A 16,977-nucleotide genomic window follows, 5' to 3' on the forward strand; every position below is an offset into this window, starting at 1 on the left:
GCCGGGCGCGGCCGGGCCGCGGGCGGCGGTCGGTCAGCGACAGAGAGCGCTACAGGTGCGCCGCAGGTCCACGTAGCGGCACACCACGGCGGGGTGCGTCGTCAGCATGCTGCACATCCTGGGGGCAGTCATGAGGACCTGTCAATGGACACCAATTGGTGTCTCATTGGGCGGGACAGGGCCCCGTCGCAGTTCAGAGCCTTGTCGCAGTCAGCGGGGGTCGCCGGGCCGGGTCGCCGGGTGCGTCGCCGCCTCCTCGGGATGCAGCCACAGCGGCCCGTTGCCCGTCTCGACGCGGACCGCCCACGCCGGTGGCTCCCGCCCGTCCGCCAGCAGCTCCAGCTCCGGCCCCGTCAGCGTCCGGTGGCGCAGCAGCGCCTCGGCCGGCGACTGCCGTACGGCCCCGAACACCGCGCCGGGACACACCTCGCGGAGCGCCGCCTCGTACGCCTCGCAGGGGCGCCGGCCCGGGACCACGCGGTGCCCGGCCGCCGACCGGACCAGCACCGTCGGCAGCGCGTACCGGTGACCGCCGTCCTCGGTCTCCTTGGCGGCGCCCGGATGCGGCGAGCCACCCGGCGCCGACCGCGCCTCGGGCACCGGACGGCGCGCCTCGCTCCGGTCGGCCAGCACCCGCTCCCGTACGGCGCCGGACAGCGCGTCGGCGGACAGCCGGGCCGCGTCGAGTCCCGGTGTGCCCCGTACCGCGGAGAGCGCCAGCTCGTGGGTGTCGGCCGGTACGCCGAGCACGGAGACCGTCTCCCGCAGCCGGCGCAGTACCCGCTCCGCCACGTCCGGCCCCTGCGCCTCGGCGGCCTTGGCGACGAGCGAGGCGGGCCAGGAACTCGCCGCCACCCGGCTCAGCCGCGCCGCCCGAGGGGCACCGGTGTGGCGGGCGACGTCCTCGACGTACCGTGCGTACCAGGCGGTCTCCGCCTCGGGGTCGGGCGCCGGATCGTCGTCCTCGTCGAAGAGGATGCAGAACACCCGGCGCCAGCCGACCCCGTCGGGCAGGGTCGCCCGCAGCCGGCGGAAGACGGGCTCGGAGCCCCAGGCCCAGGGGCAGAGCGGATCGGTGTACTCGACCACCTCCGCCGCGGGCGGCACCTGCGCACCGGACCCGCCCGGCACCGCCGTCACGCGGCGCCCTTCCCGGCGGGCACCCGGCCCGCCGCCGCGGTGGGCGAGTCGTCCGCAGGCAGCAGCGAGGCCACGGTCACCCCGCCCAGGACGGCCGCCGCGTCGCTCTCGATCCGGCGCCACACGTCGGGCAGCTCGCGGGCGGCGCCGGGATAGTCCAGCGCGGCGAGCGCCTCGCCGCGCAGGGTGAGCAGCTCGCCGTCCACGACACGGGAGACGTCGAGCAGCGTGATCTCGTCGGCGGGCCGGCCGAGCCAGTAGCCGCCCTCGCAGCCGCGCTGACTGCGGACCAGCCCGGCCCTGCGCAACTCGGCCACGACTGACTTCAGGAAACGGAACGGGATCTGCTGCGAGGAGGCGATGGCCTCACAGGTCAGCGGGCGGGCGGGTTCACGGGCGAGCTCCAGCAGGGCCCGCGTGGCGTAGTCCGCCTTCGCGGAGATATGCATGCGCCCATGATGCCCGAGACGGCCGCCCTGCCAAGGCCCTTCAGCAGGGCCCCGCTTCCGTTGCGGGAACATTGCCGCAGGTGAACGGCAAAGGACACCTCTTGACATCTTTTCCGGCGGCCTTCTAGCGTCCCCGTCATGAGCGAGCCGCTGACAGCGCCCGGCGAGGGCTTCCACCCGCACCTCCACGACGCCCCCGGACAGCCCGTCACCCCTCTGCGCAGCCGTCTCCACCACGTCCGGGCCGACGCCCTGGACGGCGACACCGCGCAGACGGGCGGCATGCGCAGGTTCGCGGCCGTCAGCGGACGCGCGGTCGGCTCCGAGAAGCTGTGGATGGGCCAGACCCACGTCGCCCCCGCGACATCCTCCTCCGACCACCACCACGGCGAGTCGGAGACCGCCATCTACGTGGTCAGCGGCCACCCCGAGTTCGTCTTCCTGGACGACGCGGAAGGCCGCGAGGAGGAGGTGCGGCTGCGCACCTCCCCCGGCGACTACGTCTTCGTCCCGCCGTTCGTCCCGCACCGCGAGGAGAACCCCGACCCCGCCGAGGAGGCGGTGGTCGTCATCGCCCGCAGCACGCAGGAGGCGGTCGTGGTCAACCTGCCGCAGCTGTACGCGCTTCCGGCACAGGAGAGTTGATCCGGCGCCGTGCTCAGGCGTAGTGCCGGTACACGGCCTGTGCCACACAGGCGGGCTTCGCGCTGCCCTCCACCTCGACCGTGAAGGACAGGCCCATCTGCACGCCGTTGCCCTTGACCTCCTCGACCGAGTCCACCACCCCGTGCAGCCGGATCTTCGCGCCGACCGGCACGGGGCTCGGGAAACGGACCTTCTCCAGACCGTAGTTGACGCTCATGGAGATGCCGGAGAGCTCCAGGAGGCCGCCGAACAACGGGATGATCAGCGACAGGGTGAGGTAGCCGTGCGCGACGGGCCCGCCGAAGGGGCCCTCCTTGGCCTTCTCCGGGTCGGTGTGGATCCACTGGTGGTCGTTGGTGGCGTCGGCGAAGGTGTTGACGCGCTCCTGCGTGATCTCCAGCCAGTCGGTGCGGCCGAGGTCGCGGCCGGCGAGGGAGACGAGGCCTTCGATGCCCTGGGCGGTGGTGGTCATGGAGTACTGCCTTTCGGTAAGGGGAGCGGGAAGCTCTCAGGGAGTGACGGGCCCCGTGGACGGCGCCGGACAGGACGTCCGCACCGCCGACTTGAGGATCTTGCCGGAGGCCGTCCGGGGCAGGTCCGCGGCGAACACGACCGTCTTCGGCACCTTGTACTTGGCCAGTCGGCCCCGCAGGTGTCCGAGGAGTTCCGGCCCGTCGGCGCGGCAGCCGTCCGCCAGGACGACGACGGCGTGGCCGACCTCGCCCCAGACCTCGTCCGGGACCCCGACGACCGCGCACTCGCGCACCGCCGGATGGCTCAGCAGGGCGTCCTCCACCTCGGCCGGGTACACGTTCTCCCCGCCGGAGACGAACATGTCCTTGACCCGGTCGACGATGTAGGCGTAGCCGTCCTCGTCCGTGCGGGCGACGTCGCCGGTGCGCAGCCACCCGTCGCCGGTGAAGGCGGCGGAGGTGTCCTCGGGGCGGCCCCAGTAGCCGGACATCACGTTGGGCCCCCGGACGAGGACCTCCCCGCGCTGCCCGGCACCGGCGGTGCTCCCGTCCGCGAGGACCACGCGGGCGTCGGTGAAGAAGTGCGGCACGCCCGCCGAACCCGCCTTGGCCGAGGCATGTTCCCGGTCCAGGAAGAGCACACCGGGGGAGGCCTCGGTCATGCCGTACCCCTGGCTGAAGGCCAGGCCGCGCGCCAGGTACCGCTCGATGGTGCGGGCCGGGACCGGCGCACCGCCGCAGTTCAGGGAGCGCAGGCTGGACAGGTCGGCCGTCTCCCAGCGGGGATGGTCGGCCATCGCGTCGTACATCGTGGGCACGCCGAACATGTAGGTCACACGGCTGCGCTCGACCACCTCCAGCACGGCCCCCGGGTCGAAGGCCTCCAGCAGCACGACCCGGCCCCCTTTGAGCAGGGTCGGCAGACAGGTCATGTTGAGGCCGGCGGTGTGGAACAGCGGGGCGACGACCAGGGTGACCTCGTCACCGGACAGGTCGGTGTCGACGAGGACGTTGACGCTGTTCCAGGTGATGTTGGCGTGCGAGAGCACCGCGCCCTTGGGGCGGCCCGTCGTCCCGGAGGTGTACATGATGAGGCAGGGATCGTCCGGGGCGACGGTCTCGTCCAGCGGCTCCGCGGAGCCGCCCGCGATCAGGTCCTCGTAGCCGAGCGCACCGTCACCGGGCGCGCCGAGCGTGACGCGGTGCCGGACGCCGGTGCCGGCGGCCGCGGCGGCGGCCGTCTCCGTCCGACCGGCGCCGTGCACCAGCACCGTGCTGCCGCTGTCGCGGAGGCCGTACGCCAACTCCGGTGCGGCAAGACGGGTGTTGAGCGGGACGAAGACGGCGCCGAGGGTGCCGGCGGCGAACAGCGTCTCCAGGAAGGCCGGATGGTTGGGGCCCAGGTGGGCGACCCGGTCGCCGCGGACGACACCGAGGGAGCGCAGCGCGTGCGCCAGGCGCAGGACCCGCTCGTGCAGCTCGCGGTAGGTGATCGCGGTGTCCCGGTGGACCAGCGCCGTACGCCCGGGTGTCCTGCGGGCCCGGCGGGCGGGCCAGGAGCCGATGCCCTGGTTCAACACGGCGTTCCCCCTCAGTCCTTGCGCAGGCCGAGCAGGCGGGCGGCGTTGTCCTTGAGGATCCTGGGCCGGACCTCGGGCTTGATGTCGAGCTTCTCGAAGTCGGCGAGCCAGCGGTCCGGGGTGATGACCGGGTAGTCGGAGCCGAAGAGCACCTTGTCCTTGAGCAGCGTGTTGGCGTACCGCACCAGCTGCGGCGGGAAGTACTTCGGCGACCAGCCCGACAGGTCGATGTACACGTACGGCTTGTGCGTGGCGACGGCCAGGGCCTCGTCCTGCCAGGGGAAGGACGGGTGCGCCAGGACGATCCGCAGCTCGGGGAAGTCCACGGCGACGTCGTCGACGAGCATCGGGTCGGAGTACTTCAGCCGGATGCCGCCGCCCCCGGGCACCCCGGCGCCGATCCCGGTCTGCCCGGTGTGGAACAGCGCGGGCACGCCCAGCTCCTCGATCGCCTCGTAGAGCGGGTACGCCAGCCGGTCGTTCGGCGAGAACGCCTGGATGCTCGGGTGGAACTTGAAGCCGCGCACCCCGTGCTCCTCGACGAGGCGGCGCGCCTCCCGGACCCCCGCACGGCCCTTGTGCGGGTCGACGCTGGCGAACGGGACGAGCACGTCGGCGTGGGCGGCGCAGCTCTCGGCGACCTCCTCGTTGGCGATCCGCGGATGGCCGGTGGCGTGCTCGGCGTCCACGGTGAACACCACGGCGGCCATCTGCCGCTCCCGGTAGTACGCCGCCATCTCGTCGATGGTCGGCTGCCGGTGGCCGTGCGCCTTGAAGTACTCCTCGGAGGCGCCGAAGAGCTCCGGGCTCAGCGCGCCGTGACCGGAGCGGGAGATCTCCGCGTGGGTGTGGACGTCGACGGCGGTCAGGGCGTCGACGTCGATGGCCGGTGCGCTCATCTCAGGCCTCCGGTGCCTTGGGAGCCGGGATGCCGTACGTCTCGGGCTCGGCGCCGACGCCGTCGTGCCAGCGCTCGGCGATGGTGTCGGCGCTCCAGCCGCCGTCGGCGAGGGCGACCGCGCCCTCCTTGGGGTGGGCCCACAGGGCCAGCCGGTCGCCGCCGATGCCGATGGCCTGCCCGGTGACGTCCTTGGCGCTGTCCGAGGCGAGGAAGGTGATCAGGCCCGCCACGTCCTCGACGGTGCCGAGGCCCTCGTCCTTGCGCAGCCAGTCCGGCAGCGGCGTACCGGTGCGTTCGGCCTCCTCGATGGCGGGTCCGAAGGCGGGGATGGTCTTGGTCATCCCGGTGGCGGCCACCGGGACCACCGCGTTCACGGTGATGCCCGCCCGGCCCAGTTCCATCGCCCAGGTCCGGGCCATCGCCACGATGCCTGCCTTGGCGGCGGCGTAGTTGGTCTGGCCGAAGTTGCCGCGCTGGCCGGCGGGGGAGGAGATCAGGATCAGCCGCCCGCCCTCGCCCTGTTCGCGCATCCGCACCGCCGCGGCCCGGGCGCAGGTGAAGGTGCCGCGCAGGTGGACCTTGACCACGGAGTCGAAGTCGTCGTCCGTCATCTTCCACAGCACCCGGTCGCGCAGGATGCCGGCGTTGGTCACCAGGACGTCCAGCCGGCCGAACTCCCGCACCGCCGCCCCGGTGAGCTGCTCGGCGGCCTCGCTGTCGCCCACGGCGGCGACGACGCCCGCGGCCCGGCCGCCGGCCGCCCTGATGGTGCCGACCGCCTCGTCGACCACGTCGGCGTCGACGTCGTTGACCACGACGGCGGCGCCCGCGGCGGCCAGGGCCCGGGCGTACGCGAGCCCCAGCCCGCGCCCGCTTCCGGTGACGACGGCGACCTTGCCCTGCAGATCCATGGCTGTGCCTCTTCCTGATGGCAGTGGCGTTACTGATGGGAGGCGGGGGCCGACCGGGCCGTCACCCGCGACTGATCGACAGGAATCCTGTCGTTCGGGCCTCAGTGTTCTCTTTTAACAGGAATCCTGTCAATGGCTTAGGGTGGCCGACTGTGAGAAGTGGACCGGCAGTCAGTGGAGGCACGGGATGAGGCGAGCGCCCGAGCGGCCCGCAGGGGACGCCGAGCCGGCGGCCGACGCGGGGCCGTCGCTGCTCTACCTGCTCAAGCGGACCGAACTCGTGGTCCGCGCCCGCCTGGAGGAGTTGCTCAAACCCGCGGGCGTGACCGCGCTGCAGTACACCGCGCTGACCGTCCTGGAGCGGCACGACGGCATCTCCGCTGCCCAGTTGGCCCGCGACTCCTTCGTCACGGCGCAGTCGATGGCGGACATGGTGCGCGCCCTGGAGAGCCGGGGCCTGGTGCGGCGCGAGCCGAACCCGGGCAACCGGCGGGAGAAGGTGATCCTGCTCGCCGACGCCGGACGGCGGCTGCTCGCCGACCACGCGGAGCCGGCCCGCCTCCTGGAGCAGCGCATGGTGGCGGACCTCGGTCCCGCCGACGTCGAGCGCTTCCGGGAGGCCCTGAAGAGCGCGCACCGCGCGCTGTCCTGACCCCCGCGGCGCACGGCGGGCGGCCGGACCCCTGGACCGGCCGCCGGACTCACGACTTCGAGCGCGTCACTTCGTCCAGCCGCCGTGCCGCCGCCGCCTGCTCGAACGGGGTGTCCCCGTGCGCCCTGCGGTCGCCCAGCGAGGCGTACAGGCCGGCGACGGCCGCGGAGTCGTGGTGGGAGGCCAGTTCGGCCAGCTCGGGTGAGACCGTGCCGAGGATCTGCCGGAACCGCAGCTCGGCCAGAGGGCCGAGGCGGTCGTAGATCTCCAGGAAGACCTGCTGGGCGCGTGGCCGGTCCCAGTCGGGCGGCAGCAGCTCGGCCGGCAGGTCCGGGTCGGTCTCCGGGAAGCGCCGCCAGGCCACGCGCAGTTCGGTACGGGTGCGCAGCGCCTCGGCCGGGCTGATCCGTCCCGCGGCGAGGCTCTCCAGCACCGGTTCGTAGCGTTCGGTGAAGGCGCGGTACTCCTTGCTCAGCGCCGTCAGGTCGAACGCCGAGGCCGGGTCGCCCTGCCGCGTCCCGCCGGGCACCGCGGCCGAACGCAGCACGGTCGCGGTCTCGATGCCGAGTTCCCGCAGCAGGTCCTGTGCGTCCGCGCCGAGGTCGTGCGGCGACACCCACACGCCGTCGTACAGCGCCGCGAACCGCAGCAGCCGCAGCCGGGAGCGGAGCGCGGTGCGCAGGCCGCGGGCCTGTTCGGGGACGGAAAACGCGACGACCGTCCACTGTCCGTCCCACTCGGGCGCGGTCGTGCCGAAGGTCAGCATCCGGTGCGTGCGTTCGACGATCACCTCGGAGGTGCGCGCCGGGATCCCGTACGCCGTGGTGCGTCCGCTGCGGGAGGTGTCGAGAAGTCCGCGGGCCACCAGCCGGCGCATCGCGGCCCGCGCGCCGTCGGACGTCACACCGAAGTCGGCGAGCAGTCTCACCAGGGCGGTGGCGGGGATGTGTTCGTCGCGCCAGTACCAGAAGTCGCCCAGCAGGGAGGTCAGCAGGAGCTGGGGCTCCGCCCCGTTCTGAGCCCGGGGCAGCTCGGCCTTCGACAGGTCCTTCCCCATGGCACCTCAGTTCCCTCGGTGGCCTTCGCGTCGCATCGAAGTATCGCACGACTCTTGTCATAGGTGACACCTCGTGCGACGCTCGGCATCGATACCGACAATGACGCGGATCTCTCCCCATGCAAGGGAACACCTTCATGCGTAACTTTCGAGGCCACCGCCAGTGGCGAACATGTTGCACCCTCACGACCGCGTTCCTCTCCGCCGTGGCCCTCGCCGGCTGCGCCGCGGACGAGGAGGAGGGCGTCTCCAAGCCCTCCATCCCCGAGGTGAAGGCACTCCACGACGCACTGCCGCAGTCGGTCAGGGACGCCGGCGTCCTGCGGTTCGCGGGCGACTCGCACCCGCCCTTCCGCTCGGTGGCCGCCGACGGCGCTGTGACGGGCATCGACACGGACCTGCAGGAAGCGCTCGGGCAGGTACTCGGAGTACGCACCGAGATCAAGATCGTGAACAACCTCCCCGCCGCGCTCCAGGGCATGCTCAGCGGGCGCTACAACGGGTTCAACGGACCCGTGCAGGCCAGCGTCGAACGCGAGCGCCAGTTCGACACCATCACCTGGATGACCAGCCGCACCTCCTACGTGGTGCCCAGGACCGGCAAGGCCGGGATCTCCTCCGCCGCCGACCTGTGCGGCAAGCAGGTCGCCGTGGTGAAGTCGAGCATCGTCGAGGGCCAGCTGGAGAAGCTGTCCCAGTTCTGCACCGAGCAGGGCAGACCGGCCGCCGAGCCGATCGGGCTCGACGACACCAACGCCACCCTCCTGGCCGCGCAGTCCGGCCGCGCCGACGCCGCCGGGATGACCCAGGCCGCCGCCATCGACGTCACCGAGTCCCAGTCGGACAAGTACGAGTACGTCACCCAGACCGAGGAGCAGGGCGCCACCACCGACAACCTCGCCCTCCTCGTGCCCAAGGAGGGCGGGCTCGGGCCGGTGCTCCAGAAGGCCTTCCAGAAGCTCGTCGACAACGGTGAGTACCGACGCGTCATGGAGCACTGGGGGCTGAAGGACGTGATGGTCGACCAACCCGTCCTCAACATCGCCAGCAAAGAGAGCTGAACCGTGGCCGGACCCATCCCACTGACGGAGATCCAGAGTTCCGCCGACCCGCGGACCGACGACGTCGCCCTGTCCAGGCGGCGCGTACGGCCCTGGCGGGTGGTGGCCGGCGTGGTGCTCGCGGTCGTCGCCGTGCTCCTCGTCCACTTCCTGCTGACCAACCCGCGCCTGGAGTGGGACGTCGTCGCCGAGTACCTCCTCGAGCCCTCCGTGCTCTCCGGACTCGGCACCACGGTGTGGCTCGCCGTCGCGGCCACCGTCGTCGGCGCCGTCGTCGGCGCGGTCCTGGCGGCGGCGCAGATGTCCGCGTTCCCGCCGGTCCGCTGGGCCGCCACCCTCTACATCGGCGTCTTCCGCGGCATCCCGCCGCTGGTGCAGCTGATCTTCTGGTTCAACCTCGCCTACCTCCTGCCGCGCATCTCCATCGGCATCCCCTTCGGGCCGGAGTTCGCCTCCTGGGACGCCAACGAGGTGATCACACCGGTGACGGCCGCCGTCATCGGACTGTCCCTCGTCGAGTCCGCGTACATGGCGGAGATCATCCGCGGCGGACTGCTCGGCGTGGAACAGGGGCAGCGCGACGCCGCCCGCGCCATGGGCTTCACCCCGGGCCAGACCTTCTTCCGGGTCGTGCTCCCGCAGGCGATGCGCGTCATCATCCCGCCGGGCGGCAGCCAGTTCATCAGCGTGCTCAAGGGGACCGCGCTGGTCTCGGTGATCGCCATGGCCGACCTGCTGCACTCGGTCCAGGTCGTCTACAACCGCACCTACGAGATCGTCCCCATGCTCATCGTGGCCTGCCTCTGGTACCTCGCCGTGGTCACCCTGTTCACCGTCGGACAGCGCTGGCTGGAGCGGCACTTCTCCCGCGGCCACACCACCGGCGGCGCCGTCCGCCGTCCGAAGAAGACCCCTGACGGAGCGTCCGCATGACCACTGAACCCGCCCTGCGCGTGCGGGGCATCCGCAAGAACTTCGGCGACCACGCAGCCCTCGACGGGGTCGACCTCGACGTCGCCGACGGTGAGGTCGTCACCATCATCGGGCCCTCCGGGTCCGGCAAGTCGACCCTCATCCGGTGCGTGCACCAGCTGGAGACCATCGACTCCGGCGCCATCCACCTCGACGACGAACTGCTCGGCCACGAACGCCACCGCGGCACCCTGCGCCCGCTCGGTGCCCGCAGGGTCGCCGCCCAGCGCGGCCGGATGAGCATGGTCTTCCAGCAGTTCCACCTCATCCCGCACTTCACCGTGCTGCGCAACATCACCGAGGCCCCGGTGCGCGTCCACGGCCGCTCCCGCGAGGAGGCCGAGACCGAGGCCCGTGCCCTGCTCGAACGCGTCGGCCTCGCCGACCGCGCCGACCACTACCCGCGCCAGCTCTCCGGCGGCCAGCAGCAGCGGGTGGCGATCGCCCGGGCCGTCGCCGCCCGGCCCCGCGTCATGCTCTTCGACGAACCCACCAGCGCCCTCGACCCCGAACTCGTCGAGGAAGTACTCGGCGTCATGCGGCAGTTGGCCGCAGACGGCATGACGATGGTCGTGGTGACCCACGAGATCGCCTTCGCCCGCGAGGTCGCCGACCGGTGCGTGTTCATGGAGGCCGGCCGCATCGTCGAGAGCGGCACGCCCGACGAGATGCTCACCAACCCCCGCACCGCGCGCCTGCGTTCGTTCCTCTCCCGGCACCACGACTCCCGGCACGACTCCGGCCACCGGGATCCACGGCACCACGACAGCCACACCACCCCTCAGGAGCCCGTCACGTGATCACCGTTGCCTCGGTCGGGGACCTCATCCTCGACGAGCCCGACCCCGCCTCGTTCCTGGCCCCCTCGGCAGCCCTGCTGAGCGCCGCGGACGTCACCGTCGGGCACGTCGAGGTCCCGCACTCGACCACCACCGTCCAGCAGAGCACCGACGTCCCCGCACCCCCCGCCGACCCCGCCGCGCTCACGGCGCTCGCCGAGGCGGGCTTCGACGTCGTCACGCTCGCCGGCAACCACATCCACGACGCGGGAGCCGAGGGCGTCGCCGACACGGTCGCCCACGCCCGCCGGGCGGGCCTGGCCACCGTCGGCGCGGGCGCCGACCTCGACGAGGCCAGAACGCCGGCCGTCGTCGAACGCGGCGGACTGCGGATCGGCGTGCTCTCCTACAACTGCGTGGGCCCGCGCGAGTCCTGGGCCACCTCGGGCAAGGCCGGCTGCGCCTACGTGCACGTCCTCACCCACTACGAACTCGACCACGCCAGCCCGGGCGGCCCGCCCAAGATCTACACCTTCGCCGATCCGGACAGCCTCGCCGCCCTCCAGGACGACGTGTCCCGCCTGCGCGAACGGGCCGACGTCGTCCTCGTCGGCCTCCACAAGGGCGTCGGACACACCCCCGCCGCCGTCGCCATGTACGAGTCACCGGTGGCCCGGGCGGCCGTCGACGCCGGCGCCGACGCGGTCTTCGGCCACCACGCCCACATCATGCGCGGCATCGAGACCTACCGGGGCCGCCCGATCTTCCACGGCCTCGGCAACTTCGTCACCGTCACCCGCGCGCTGACCCCGGACGCGAGCAGCCGATCCAGCGCCGAACTGACCGCCTGGGCCCGGCGCCGCAAGGAGCTCTACGGCTTCGCCCCCGACCCCGGCATGCCCGCCTACCCCTTCCACCCGGAGAGCCGCAACACCGCGATCGCCGTGTGCCGCTTCGACGGCGGAGGACTCGTCGAGGCGGGCCTCGAACCCTGCTGGATCGACGGCCGGGGACGCCCCGTGCCCTGCGGCGACACCGACGAGGGCCGACGGGTCACCGACTACATCGAGCACATCACCCGCACCGCGGGCCTGAACGGCCGACTCGTCCGCGAGGACGGCCGCGTACGGATCGAGCTGAACACCGAGAGGGCATCATGAGCGACCAGCCACTGGCCGGACGGACCGTCATCGACCTGACCACCGCGCTGGCGGGCCCCTACGCCACCCTGCTCCTCGCCGGGCTCGGCGCCACCGTCATCAAGGTCGAGAACCCGGCCACCGGCGGCGACTCCTCGCGCAACAACGCGCCCTACGCGGGCGGCGACGGCCTCTCCGTGTCCCGGCAGCACCCCGACGACATGTCGGTCTCCATGCTCGCCCGCGGCCGCAACAAGCTCAGCGTCACCCTCAACCTCAAGGACGAACGCTCCCGGCGGGTCTTCGCGGACCTCGTGCGCGACGCCGACGTCCTCGTCGAGAACTACAGCCCCGGTGTCACCGGCCGCCTCGGCATCGACTACGCCGCCGTCCACGAGCTCAACCCGCGGCTCGTCTACACCTCCATCACCGGCTTCGGCAGCCAGGGCGGACCCGGCTCCGGCAAGGCCATGGACTCCATCATCCAGGCGCTGTCCGGCGTCATGCTCACCGCGGGCGAACCGGACGAGGGACCGGTGCGCTTCGGCCTGCCCGTCGGCGACATGCTCGCCCCGCTCTTCGCGGTCATCGGGACCCTGTCGGCCCTCATGCAGGCCGACCAGAGCGGCGAGGGCCAGCATGTCGACGTGTCGATGCTGGGCGCCCTCACCTCCCTGGTGGCGTGCGAGCCCTTCGACGCCTTCGCCGCGGTCGGCATGCCGCAGCGCACCGGCGCGATGGTGCCCCGTCTCGCCCCCTTCGGCATCCTGCCGACCGCCGACGGCCACATCGCGCTGTCCGCGCCCACCGACGCCTTCGCCCACGGTGCCCTGCGCGCCGTGGGCCGCCCCGACCTGATCGAGGACACCCGCTTCCACAGCCGCGACCAGCGGGTCCGCCACGCCGACGAGATCCACGCCCTGATCCGGGAGTGGACCGGCGCCCGCTCCACGGCCGAGGCGATCGACGCGTTCACCGAACACGGCGTGCCCGCGGCCGAGGTGCGCGAGCCCCGGGACGCCGTACGGGACCCGCTCGTGCGGCAGCGCGAGGAGGTCGTACCGGTGACCCACCCGACGCACGGCCCCGTGGAGGGCCTGGCCACCACCGGCGTCCCCATCCGCTTCTCCGCCGCCCGCGCGGGCTTCGACCGGCCCGCCCCGGCACTCGGCGAGCACAACGACGCGGTCTACCGCGAGAAGCTCGGCTACAGCCCCGAGGACATCGCCGAGCTGGCCGCCGAGTCGGTGATCTGAGCGTCGCGCCCGGGCAAGGAAGCGCCCGCGCCGCAGAAGCGGAGCCGCCGCTCAACCGCACTCCCGTACCACCTGGAGGAACCCCCATGCCCGCTGCCCTCGCGCGGCTCACCTCCCACGGCACCGACCGCCGCGCCGCCGCCGACGAGTTCAGAGCACGCCACCACGGCGGGGTGATCGGCTACGTGGGCGCCGACGTCCCCGTCGAGTACCTCACCGCGGCCGGACTGCTGCCCCTGCGCCTGTCCGGCAGCCCCGGCGACCCGAGCACGGCCGGCGACCGCTGCCTCGGCACCGGCCTCGACCCGGCCGCCCGCTCCGTCCTGACCCGCCTGCTGGAGGGCGGCTTCGGCACGCTGGACGGCATCGTCGTCTCCCGCGACTGCGAGGCGTCCCTCCGGCTGTTCTACGCACTGCGCGAACTGCGCCGCGTGGACCCGGCCCTGGCCCTCCCACCGGTGCACCTCGTCGACGTGCTGCACCTGCCGCACCGCACCACCACCCGCTACGTGCGGGCCAAGCTCGGCCAACTGCGCGCCACCGTCGAGACCTGGGCCGGCCGGCCGATCGACGACACCGCGCTCGCCGACGCCATCACCGCCCACGACCGGCTCCGCGCACTGCTCACCGAGGTCGCCGCCCTGCGCCGGTCGCACCCGGCCCGCCTCACCGGCACCCAGGCACTCGCCGTCGTCGCCGCGACCACCGCACTGCCCGTCGGCCGTGCCACCGCGCTCCTCGAAGCACTGCTCGCCGAGGCGGACCAGCTGCCCGAACACGAAGGACTCAGAGTGTTCCTCACCGGAAGCCCGCACGACACGGGCCACGTCTACACCGCCCTGGAGGACCGCGGCCTGCTCGTCGTCGGCGAGGACCACGACTGGGGCGACCTGCTCTCGCTGCGCCGGACCGCCGCCCCCACCGAGGCCGCGCTCGCCGAGCGCTACCAGCACAACGGGCCCGCGGCACCCCGCGCCTCGATCCGTGCCCGCGCCGCACACACCCGGCGTGCGGCGCGGGAGTGCGGCGCCCAGGCCCTCGTCGGCTACGCGCGGGTGCGCGACGACGCCCCGGGCTGGGACTACCCGGCCCAGCGGGAGGCGACCGGGCTGCCGGCCGTGCAGCTGAGCCGGCAGCCGTACGGGGCGCTCGGCGACGGGGCGGCCGAGGCGCTCGCGGAACTGACGGGAGCGCGTGTCCGTGCGGAGGCGGCCCGGTGAGCGCCGCCCGACTGGCCTCCGCGGCGGCGGCCACCGCCCACCAGCGGCAGTGGTTCGCCGGCCTCCGCGAGGAAGTGGCGGACGGCGGGGACCTCGCGCTGGTCAACGCCGACGCCCCGCAGGAGATCTTCCGCGCCATGGGCATCCCGTACGTCGTCAACCAGTGGTGGTCCTCGATCGTCACGGCCAAACGACGCGCCCAGGACTACCTCGGGCTCCTGCGCGAACGCGGCTACCCCGACGACAGCGAGCAGTACAGCTCCATCCCCCTCGCCTCGGTCTTCGACCCCGACCCGGCGAACGCGCCCTGGGGCGGACTGCCCCGGCCCTCCATCGTGCTCGCGGAGACCACCGGCGACGCCTCCCGCAAGATCTTCGACCTCTGGGACAGCCAACTCGGCGTCTCCTTCTACCCGTTGGAGAGCGCCGCCGAGAACGACGTCCCCGTCCGCTGGTGGGAACTGATGCCGCGCGACTGGGAACGGGCCGTCGGCAGCGACCGCCTCGACCTCATGACCGGCGAACTCGAAGGGCTCATCAGGTTCCTGGAACAGACCACCGGCCGGGTGTTCTCCGAGACCCGCTTCGCCGAGGTCATGACCCTCGTCAACGAGCAGCAGGAGTGGAACCGCCGCACCCGCGACCTGATCGCCCGCGCCCGGCCCTGCCCGCTGCCGGTCAACGACAGCATCCCCAGCGTGATGATCCCGCAGTGGCACCGCGGCACCACCTGGGCCCGCGACGCCGCCCGCGCCTTCCACGACGAGGTCGCCGAGCGCGTCTCCACCGGGACGGCCGTCTGCCCCGGCGAGCGTGCGCGGCTGATGTGGATCGGCCGCGGCCTCTGGTTCGACCTCGACTTCTACCGGCGCTTCGAGGAGAGCCACGGCGCGGTGTTCGTCTGGTCCATGTACCTCGCGATCGCGGCCGACGGCTACCTGCGCCACGGCGGCGACCCGCTGCGCGCCCTCGCCGCCCGCTTCGCCGCCTTCTCCGACCAGCTCTACACCCCGCCCTGGTCGGCGGAGTGGTACGTGAAGGAGGCCCGCCACCACGGCGTCGACGGGGTCGTGCACCTGGTCTCCGACGACGCGCGCGGCAGCTACTTCACCACGCGTGCGCTTCAGGCCGCCGGCATCCCGGTGCTCGAACTGCACGCCGACAACGTGGACGCGCGCAGCGCCGACGGCGACGCCCTCACCCGCACCGTCGGCGACTGGCTCGACCGGCACGTCCTCGCCGGTGACTGATCCGGCGCCGTCCATGCGGGCGGTGCTCTCCGGGGCGCTGGCAGCGCTCTTCGCCGGCTCCCTCACCAACACGATCGTCGGCATCGCCCTGCCGACGATCGCCGGGGAGCTGGGCGGCCAGGACCAGGTGCCGTGGGTGGCGAGCGCCGCGCTGCTCACCATGACGGTCGCGACCCCGCTGTGGGGCAAGGCCGCCGACCGCAAGGGGCCCAGGCCGCTGCTCCTGGCCGCGCTGGGCGTCTTCGTGCTCGGCTCACTGGTGGCCGGGTGCGCGCCGTCGATGGGCGTGCTCATCGCCGGACGCGCCCTGCAGGGCGCGGGGGCGGGCGGCGTCCTCGCGCTGACCAACGCCCTCGTCGCCGGGCTCGTCCCGGCGCGCCGGCGCGGGCTCTACACCGGCTGGTTCGGCGTGGCGTTCGGCACCGCCTCCGTGGCCGGGCCCCTGGTCGGCGGGCTCCTCGTCGGCCTGCCCGGCCTCGGCTGGCGCTGGTGCTTCCTCGGCGTGATCCCCGTCGCCCTGGCCGCCGCCCTGCTGGTCCGGCGCGCACCGCACCGCGCGCCCGAGGCCCCGCGCGGCGGCGTCGACGTCCTCGGCGGCGCCCTGCTCGCGGCCTGCGCCTCCGGTCTGGTCCTGCTGCTGTCGGCAGGCGGCCGGGCCTGGCCCTGGCCGTCCTGGCCCACTCCCGCACTCGGCGCCGCCGTGCTCGTCCTGGGCGCGGCCTGCGTCCGCCGCGAACGCCGCGCCGCCGACCCGATCCTGCCGCCCGGGCTGTTCGCGCTGCCCGGACTCGCCGTGGCGTGCGCGACGAGCTTCCTGGTCGGCGCCGTCATGTTCGGCGGCGTCATCTACCTGCCCCAGTACCTCCAGGTGGTGCGGGGCCACGGCGCCACCGGGGCGGGGCTGCTGATGCTGCCCCAGGTCGGCACGATGATCGCGGCCTCCACGCTCTCCGGCTACCTGATCAGCAGGACCGGCCGCTGGAAGGTGTTCCCGGTCGTCGGCTGCGCCCTGGTGACGGCCGGCGCCGTCCTGCTGTCGCCGCTCGCACCGGACACCTCCGGGTGGTGGCTCGCGGGGGCCATGGCCCTCCTCGGCGTGGGGACCGGGCTGACCCAGCAGGTCCTGGTGCTGGTCGCGCAGGCCTCCGTCGGCGCCGCCGACGTCGGCGTGGCGGGAGCGGCGGCCACCTTCAGCCGCACGCTCGGCGGGGCGGTCGGCGTGGCCGCGTTCGGCGCGATGATCTCGGCGCGGCTGCGCTCCGGCCTGCCGTCGGGCCAGGACCCCGGCGCACTGCTCGGCACCCCGGAGCGCGTCGCCGAACTGCCCGCCCGGGTCGCCGACTCCGTTCGCGCGTCCTACACGGCGGGACTCGCGTCGGTCTTCCTCGTGGCCGTACCCCTCGCAGCGGCCGCCCTCGCCGCCGTCCTGCTGATCCGCGAGACCCCGCTCGACACCCGGGGGTAGCCGGAGCGGAGCACGCGGGAGCCCGCC

General features: G+C 73.3%; 17 protein-coding genes. 10 read left to right on the plus strand and 7 right to left on the minus strand.

The genetic code is table 11. From position 1 onward, the window contains the following. Positions 1 to 210: 210 nt before the first annotated feature. Together HZS56_RS28450 and HZS56_RS28455 are read right to left on the minus strand one after the other, a co-directional pair. Positions 211 to 1,140, minus strand: a complete 930-nt coding sequence (locus tag HZS56_RS28450; protein ID WP_308408180.1) for a DsbA family oxidoreductase — start codon at positions 1,138 to 1,140, stop codon at positions 211 to 213. Beyond that, positions 1,137 to 1,589 carry an RrF2 family transcriptional regulator gene (locus HZS56_RS28455; protein WP_216723660.1) on the minus strand — a complete coding sequence of 151 codons (453 nt, stop codon included), beginning with the start codon at positions 1,587 to 1,589 and terminating at the stop codon, positions 1,137 to 1,139. The genes HZS56_RS28450 and HZS56_RS28455 overlap by 4 nt, the downstream gene beginning before the upstream one ends. Before the next feature lie 138 nt (positions 1,590 to 1,727). On the opposite strand from HZS56_RS28455, the gene HZS56_RS28460 reads away from it, so the two are divergent. Beyond that, on the plus strand, positions 1,728 to 2,234 hold the full coding sequence (locus HZS56_RS28460) for a cupin domain-containing protein (protein WP_216723661.1): 507 nt from the start codon (positions 1,728 to 1,730) through the stop codon (positions 2,232 to 2,234). Between the two features lie 13 nt (positions 2,235 to 2,247). On the opposite strand, the gene HZS56_RS28465 is transcribed toward HZS56_RS28460, so the two are convergent. Genes HZS56_RS28465 through HZS56_RS28480 form a run of 4 tightly spaced genes read right to left on the minus strand, consistent with a single transcriptional unit; the run spans position 2,248 to position 6,099 of the window. Further along, the gene (locus HZS56_RS28465) at positions 2,248 to 2,706 is read right to left on the minus strand and encodes a MaoC family dehydratase (protein WP_216723662.1); all 459 of its coding nucleotides are present in this window, start codon (positions 2,704 to 2,706) and stop codon (positions 2,248 to 2,250) included. A gap of 36 nt (positions 2,707 to 2,742) precedes the next feature. After that, positions 2,743 to 4,287 (minus strand): acyl-CoA synthetase, encoded by a 1,545-nt coding sequence (locus HZS56_RS28470; protein WP_216723663.1) that lies wholly within the window; start codon positions 4,285 to 4,287, stop codon positions 2,743 to 2,745. An 11-nt stretch (positions 4,288 to 4,298) separates the two neighbouring features. Then, complete coding sequence (locus HZS56_RS28475) at positions 4,299 to 5,171, minus strand: amidohydrolase family protein (protein WP_308408181.1); 873 nt, start codon at positions 5,169 to 5,171, stop codon at positions 4,299 to 4,301. Positions 5,172 to 5,187: 16 nt separating this feature from the next. Then, positions 5,188 to 6,099, minus strand: coding sequence for an SDR family oxidoreductase (locus HZS56_RS28480; RefSeq protein ID WP_216723665.1), 912 nt, complete (start codon positions 6,097 to 6,099; stop codon positions 5,188 to 5,190). A 187-nt stretch (positions 6,100 to 6,286) separates the two neighbouring features. Here HZS56_RS28480 and HZS56_RS28485 point away from each other — a divergent pair, with 187 nt between their 5' ends. Next, positions 6,287 to 6,751 (plus strand): MarR family winged helix-turn-helix transcriptional regulator, encoded by a 465-nt coding sequence (locus HZS56_RS28485; protein WP_216723666.1) that lies wholly within the window; start codon positions 6,287 to 6,289, stop codon positions 6,749 to 6,751. A 49-nt stretch (positions 6,752 to 6,800) separates the two neighbouring features. Here HZS56_RS28485 and HZS56_RS28490 read toward each other — a convergent pair whose 3' ends face one another. Next, the gene (locus HZS56_RS28490) at positions 6,801 to 7,808 is read right to left on the minus strand and encodes a PaaX family transcriptional regulator (protein ID WP_216723667.1); all 1,008 of its coding nucleotides are present in this window, start codon (positions 7,806 to 7,808) and stop codon (positions 6,801 to 6,803) included. A gap of 137 nt (positions 7,809 to 7,945) precedes the next feature. Here HZS56_RS28490 and HZS56_RS28495 point away from each other — a divergent pair, with 137 nt between their 5' ends. The 8 genes from HZS56_RS28495 to HZS56_RS28530 all read left to right on the plus strand — a co-directional run bounded on the left by HZS56_RS28495 (position 7,946) and on the right by HZS56_RS28530 (position 16,950). After that, on the plus strand, positions 7,946 to 8,869 hold the full coding sequence (locus tag HZS56_RS28495; protein WP_216723668.1) for a transporter substrate-binding domain-containing protein: 924 nt from the start codon (positions 7,946 to 7,948) through the stop codon (positions 8,867 to 8,869). Between the two features lie 3 nt (positions 8,870 to 8,872). Further along, positions 8,873 to 9,802: an amino acid ABC transporter permease gene (locus tag HZS56_RS28500; protein ID WP_216723669.1), complete on the plus strand. Its 930-nt coding sequence runs from the start codon at positions 8,873 to 8,875 to the stop codon at positions 9,800 to 9,802. Further along, positions 9,799 to 10,641 carry an amino acid ABC transporter ATP-binding protein gene (locus HZS56_RS28505; RefSeq protein ID WP_216723670.1) on the plus strand — a complete coding sequence of 281 codons (843 nt, stop codon included), beginning with the start codon at positions 9,799 to 9,801 and terminating at the stop codon, positions 10,639 to 10,641. The genes HZS56_RS28500 and HZS56_RS28505 overlap by 4 nt, the downstream gene beginning before the upstream one ends. Continuing rightward, entirely contained in the window at positions 10,638 to 11,780 is a 1,143-nt protein-coding gene (locus HZS56_RS28510) for a CapA family protein (protein WP_216723671.1), read from the plus strand. The genes HZS56_RS28505 and HZS56_RS28510 overlap by 4 nt, the downstream gene beginning before the upstream one ends. Next, positions 11,777 to 13,015, plus strand: coding sequence for a CaiB/BaiF CoA transferase family protein (locus HZS56_RS28515; RefSeq protein WP_216723672.1), 1,239 nt, complete (start codon positions 11,777 to 11,779; stop codon positions 13,013 to 13,015). The genes HZS56_RS28510 and HZS56_RS28515 overlap by 4 nt, the downstream gene beginning before the upstream one ends. 86 nt (positions 13,016 to 13,101) lie before the next feature. Next, complete coding sequence (locus HZS56_RS28520; protein WP_216723673.1) at positions 13,102 to 14,235, plus strand: 2-hydroxyacyl-CoA dehydratase family protein; 1,134 nt, start codon at positions 13,102 to 13,104, stop codon at positions 14,233 to 14,235. After that, positions 14,232 to 15,485 carry a 2-hydroxyacyl-CoA dehydratase family protein gene (locus HZS56_RS28525; RefSeq protein WP_216723674.1) on the plus strand — a complete coding sequence of 418 codons (1,254 nt, stop codon included), beginning with the start codon at positions 14,232 to 14,234 and terminating at the stop codon, positions 15,483 to 15,485. Before HZS56_RS28520 ends, HZS56_RS28525 begins: the two co-directional genes overlap by 4 nt. Further along, positions 15,478 to 16,950 (plus strand): MFS transporter, encoded by a 1,473-nt coding sequence (locus HZS56_RS28530; protein ID WP_216723675.1) that lies wholly within the window; start codon positions 15,478 to 15,480, stop codon positions 16,948 to 16,950. The genes HZS56_RS28525 and HZS56_RS28530 overlap by 8 nt, the downstream gene beginning before the upstream one ends. Positions 16,951 to 16,977 lie beyond the last annotated feature (27 nt).

Source organism: Streptomyces mayonensis, assembly GCF_018982965.1.
Taxonomy (GTDB): Bacteria; Actinomycetota; Actinomycetes; order Streptomycetales; family Streptomycetaceae; genus Streptomyces; species Streptomyces mayonensis.

Coding starts and splice junctions, on each gene's coding strand:
- HZS56_RS28455 (WP_216723660.1), bottom strand. CDS start 1,589: ATGCATATCTCCGCGAAGGCGGACTACGCCACGCGGGCCCTGCTGGAG.
- HZS56_RS28460 (WP_216723661.1), top strand. CDS start 1,728: ATGAGCGAGCCGCTGACAGCGCCCGGCGAGGGCTTCCACCCGCACCTC.
- HZS56_RS28465 (WP_216723662.1), bottom strand. CDS start 2,706: ATGACCACCACCGCCCAGGGCATCGAAGGCCTCGTCTCCCTCGCCGGC.
- HZS56_RS28480 (WP_216723665.1), bottom strand. CDS start 6,099: ATGGATCTGCAGGGCAAGGTCGCCGTCGTCACCGGAAGCGGGCGCGGG.
- HZS56_RS28485 (WP_216723666.1), top strand. CDS start 6,287: ATGAGGCGAGCGCCCGAGCGGCCCGCAGGGGACGCCGAGCCGGCGGCC.
- HZS56_RS28490 (WP_216723667.1), bottom strand. CDS start 7,808: ATGGGGAAGGACCTGTCGAAGGCCGAGCTGCCCCGGGCTCAGAACGGG.
- HZS56_RS28495 (WP_216723668.1), top strand. CDS start 7,946: ATGCGTAACTTTCGAGGCCACCGCCAGTGGCGAACATGTTGCACCCTC.
- HZS56_RS28505 (WP_216723670.1), top strand. CDS start 9,799: ATGACCACTGAACCCGCCCTGCGCGTGCGGGGCATCCGCAAGAACTTC.
- HZS56_RS28515 (WP_216723672.1), top strand. CDS start 11,777: ATGAGCGACCAGCCACTGGCCGGACGGACCGTCATCGACCTGACCACC.
- HZS56_RS28520 (WP_216723673.1), top strand. CDS start 13,102: ATGCCCGCTGCCCTCGCGCGGCTCACCTCCCACGGCACCGACCGCCGC.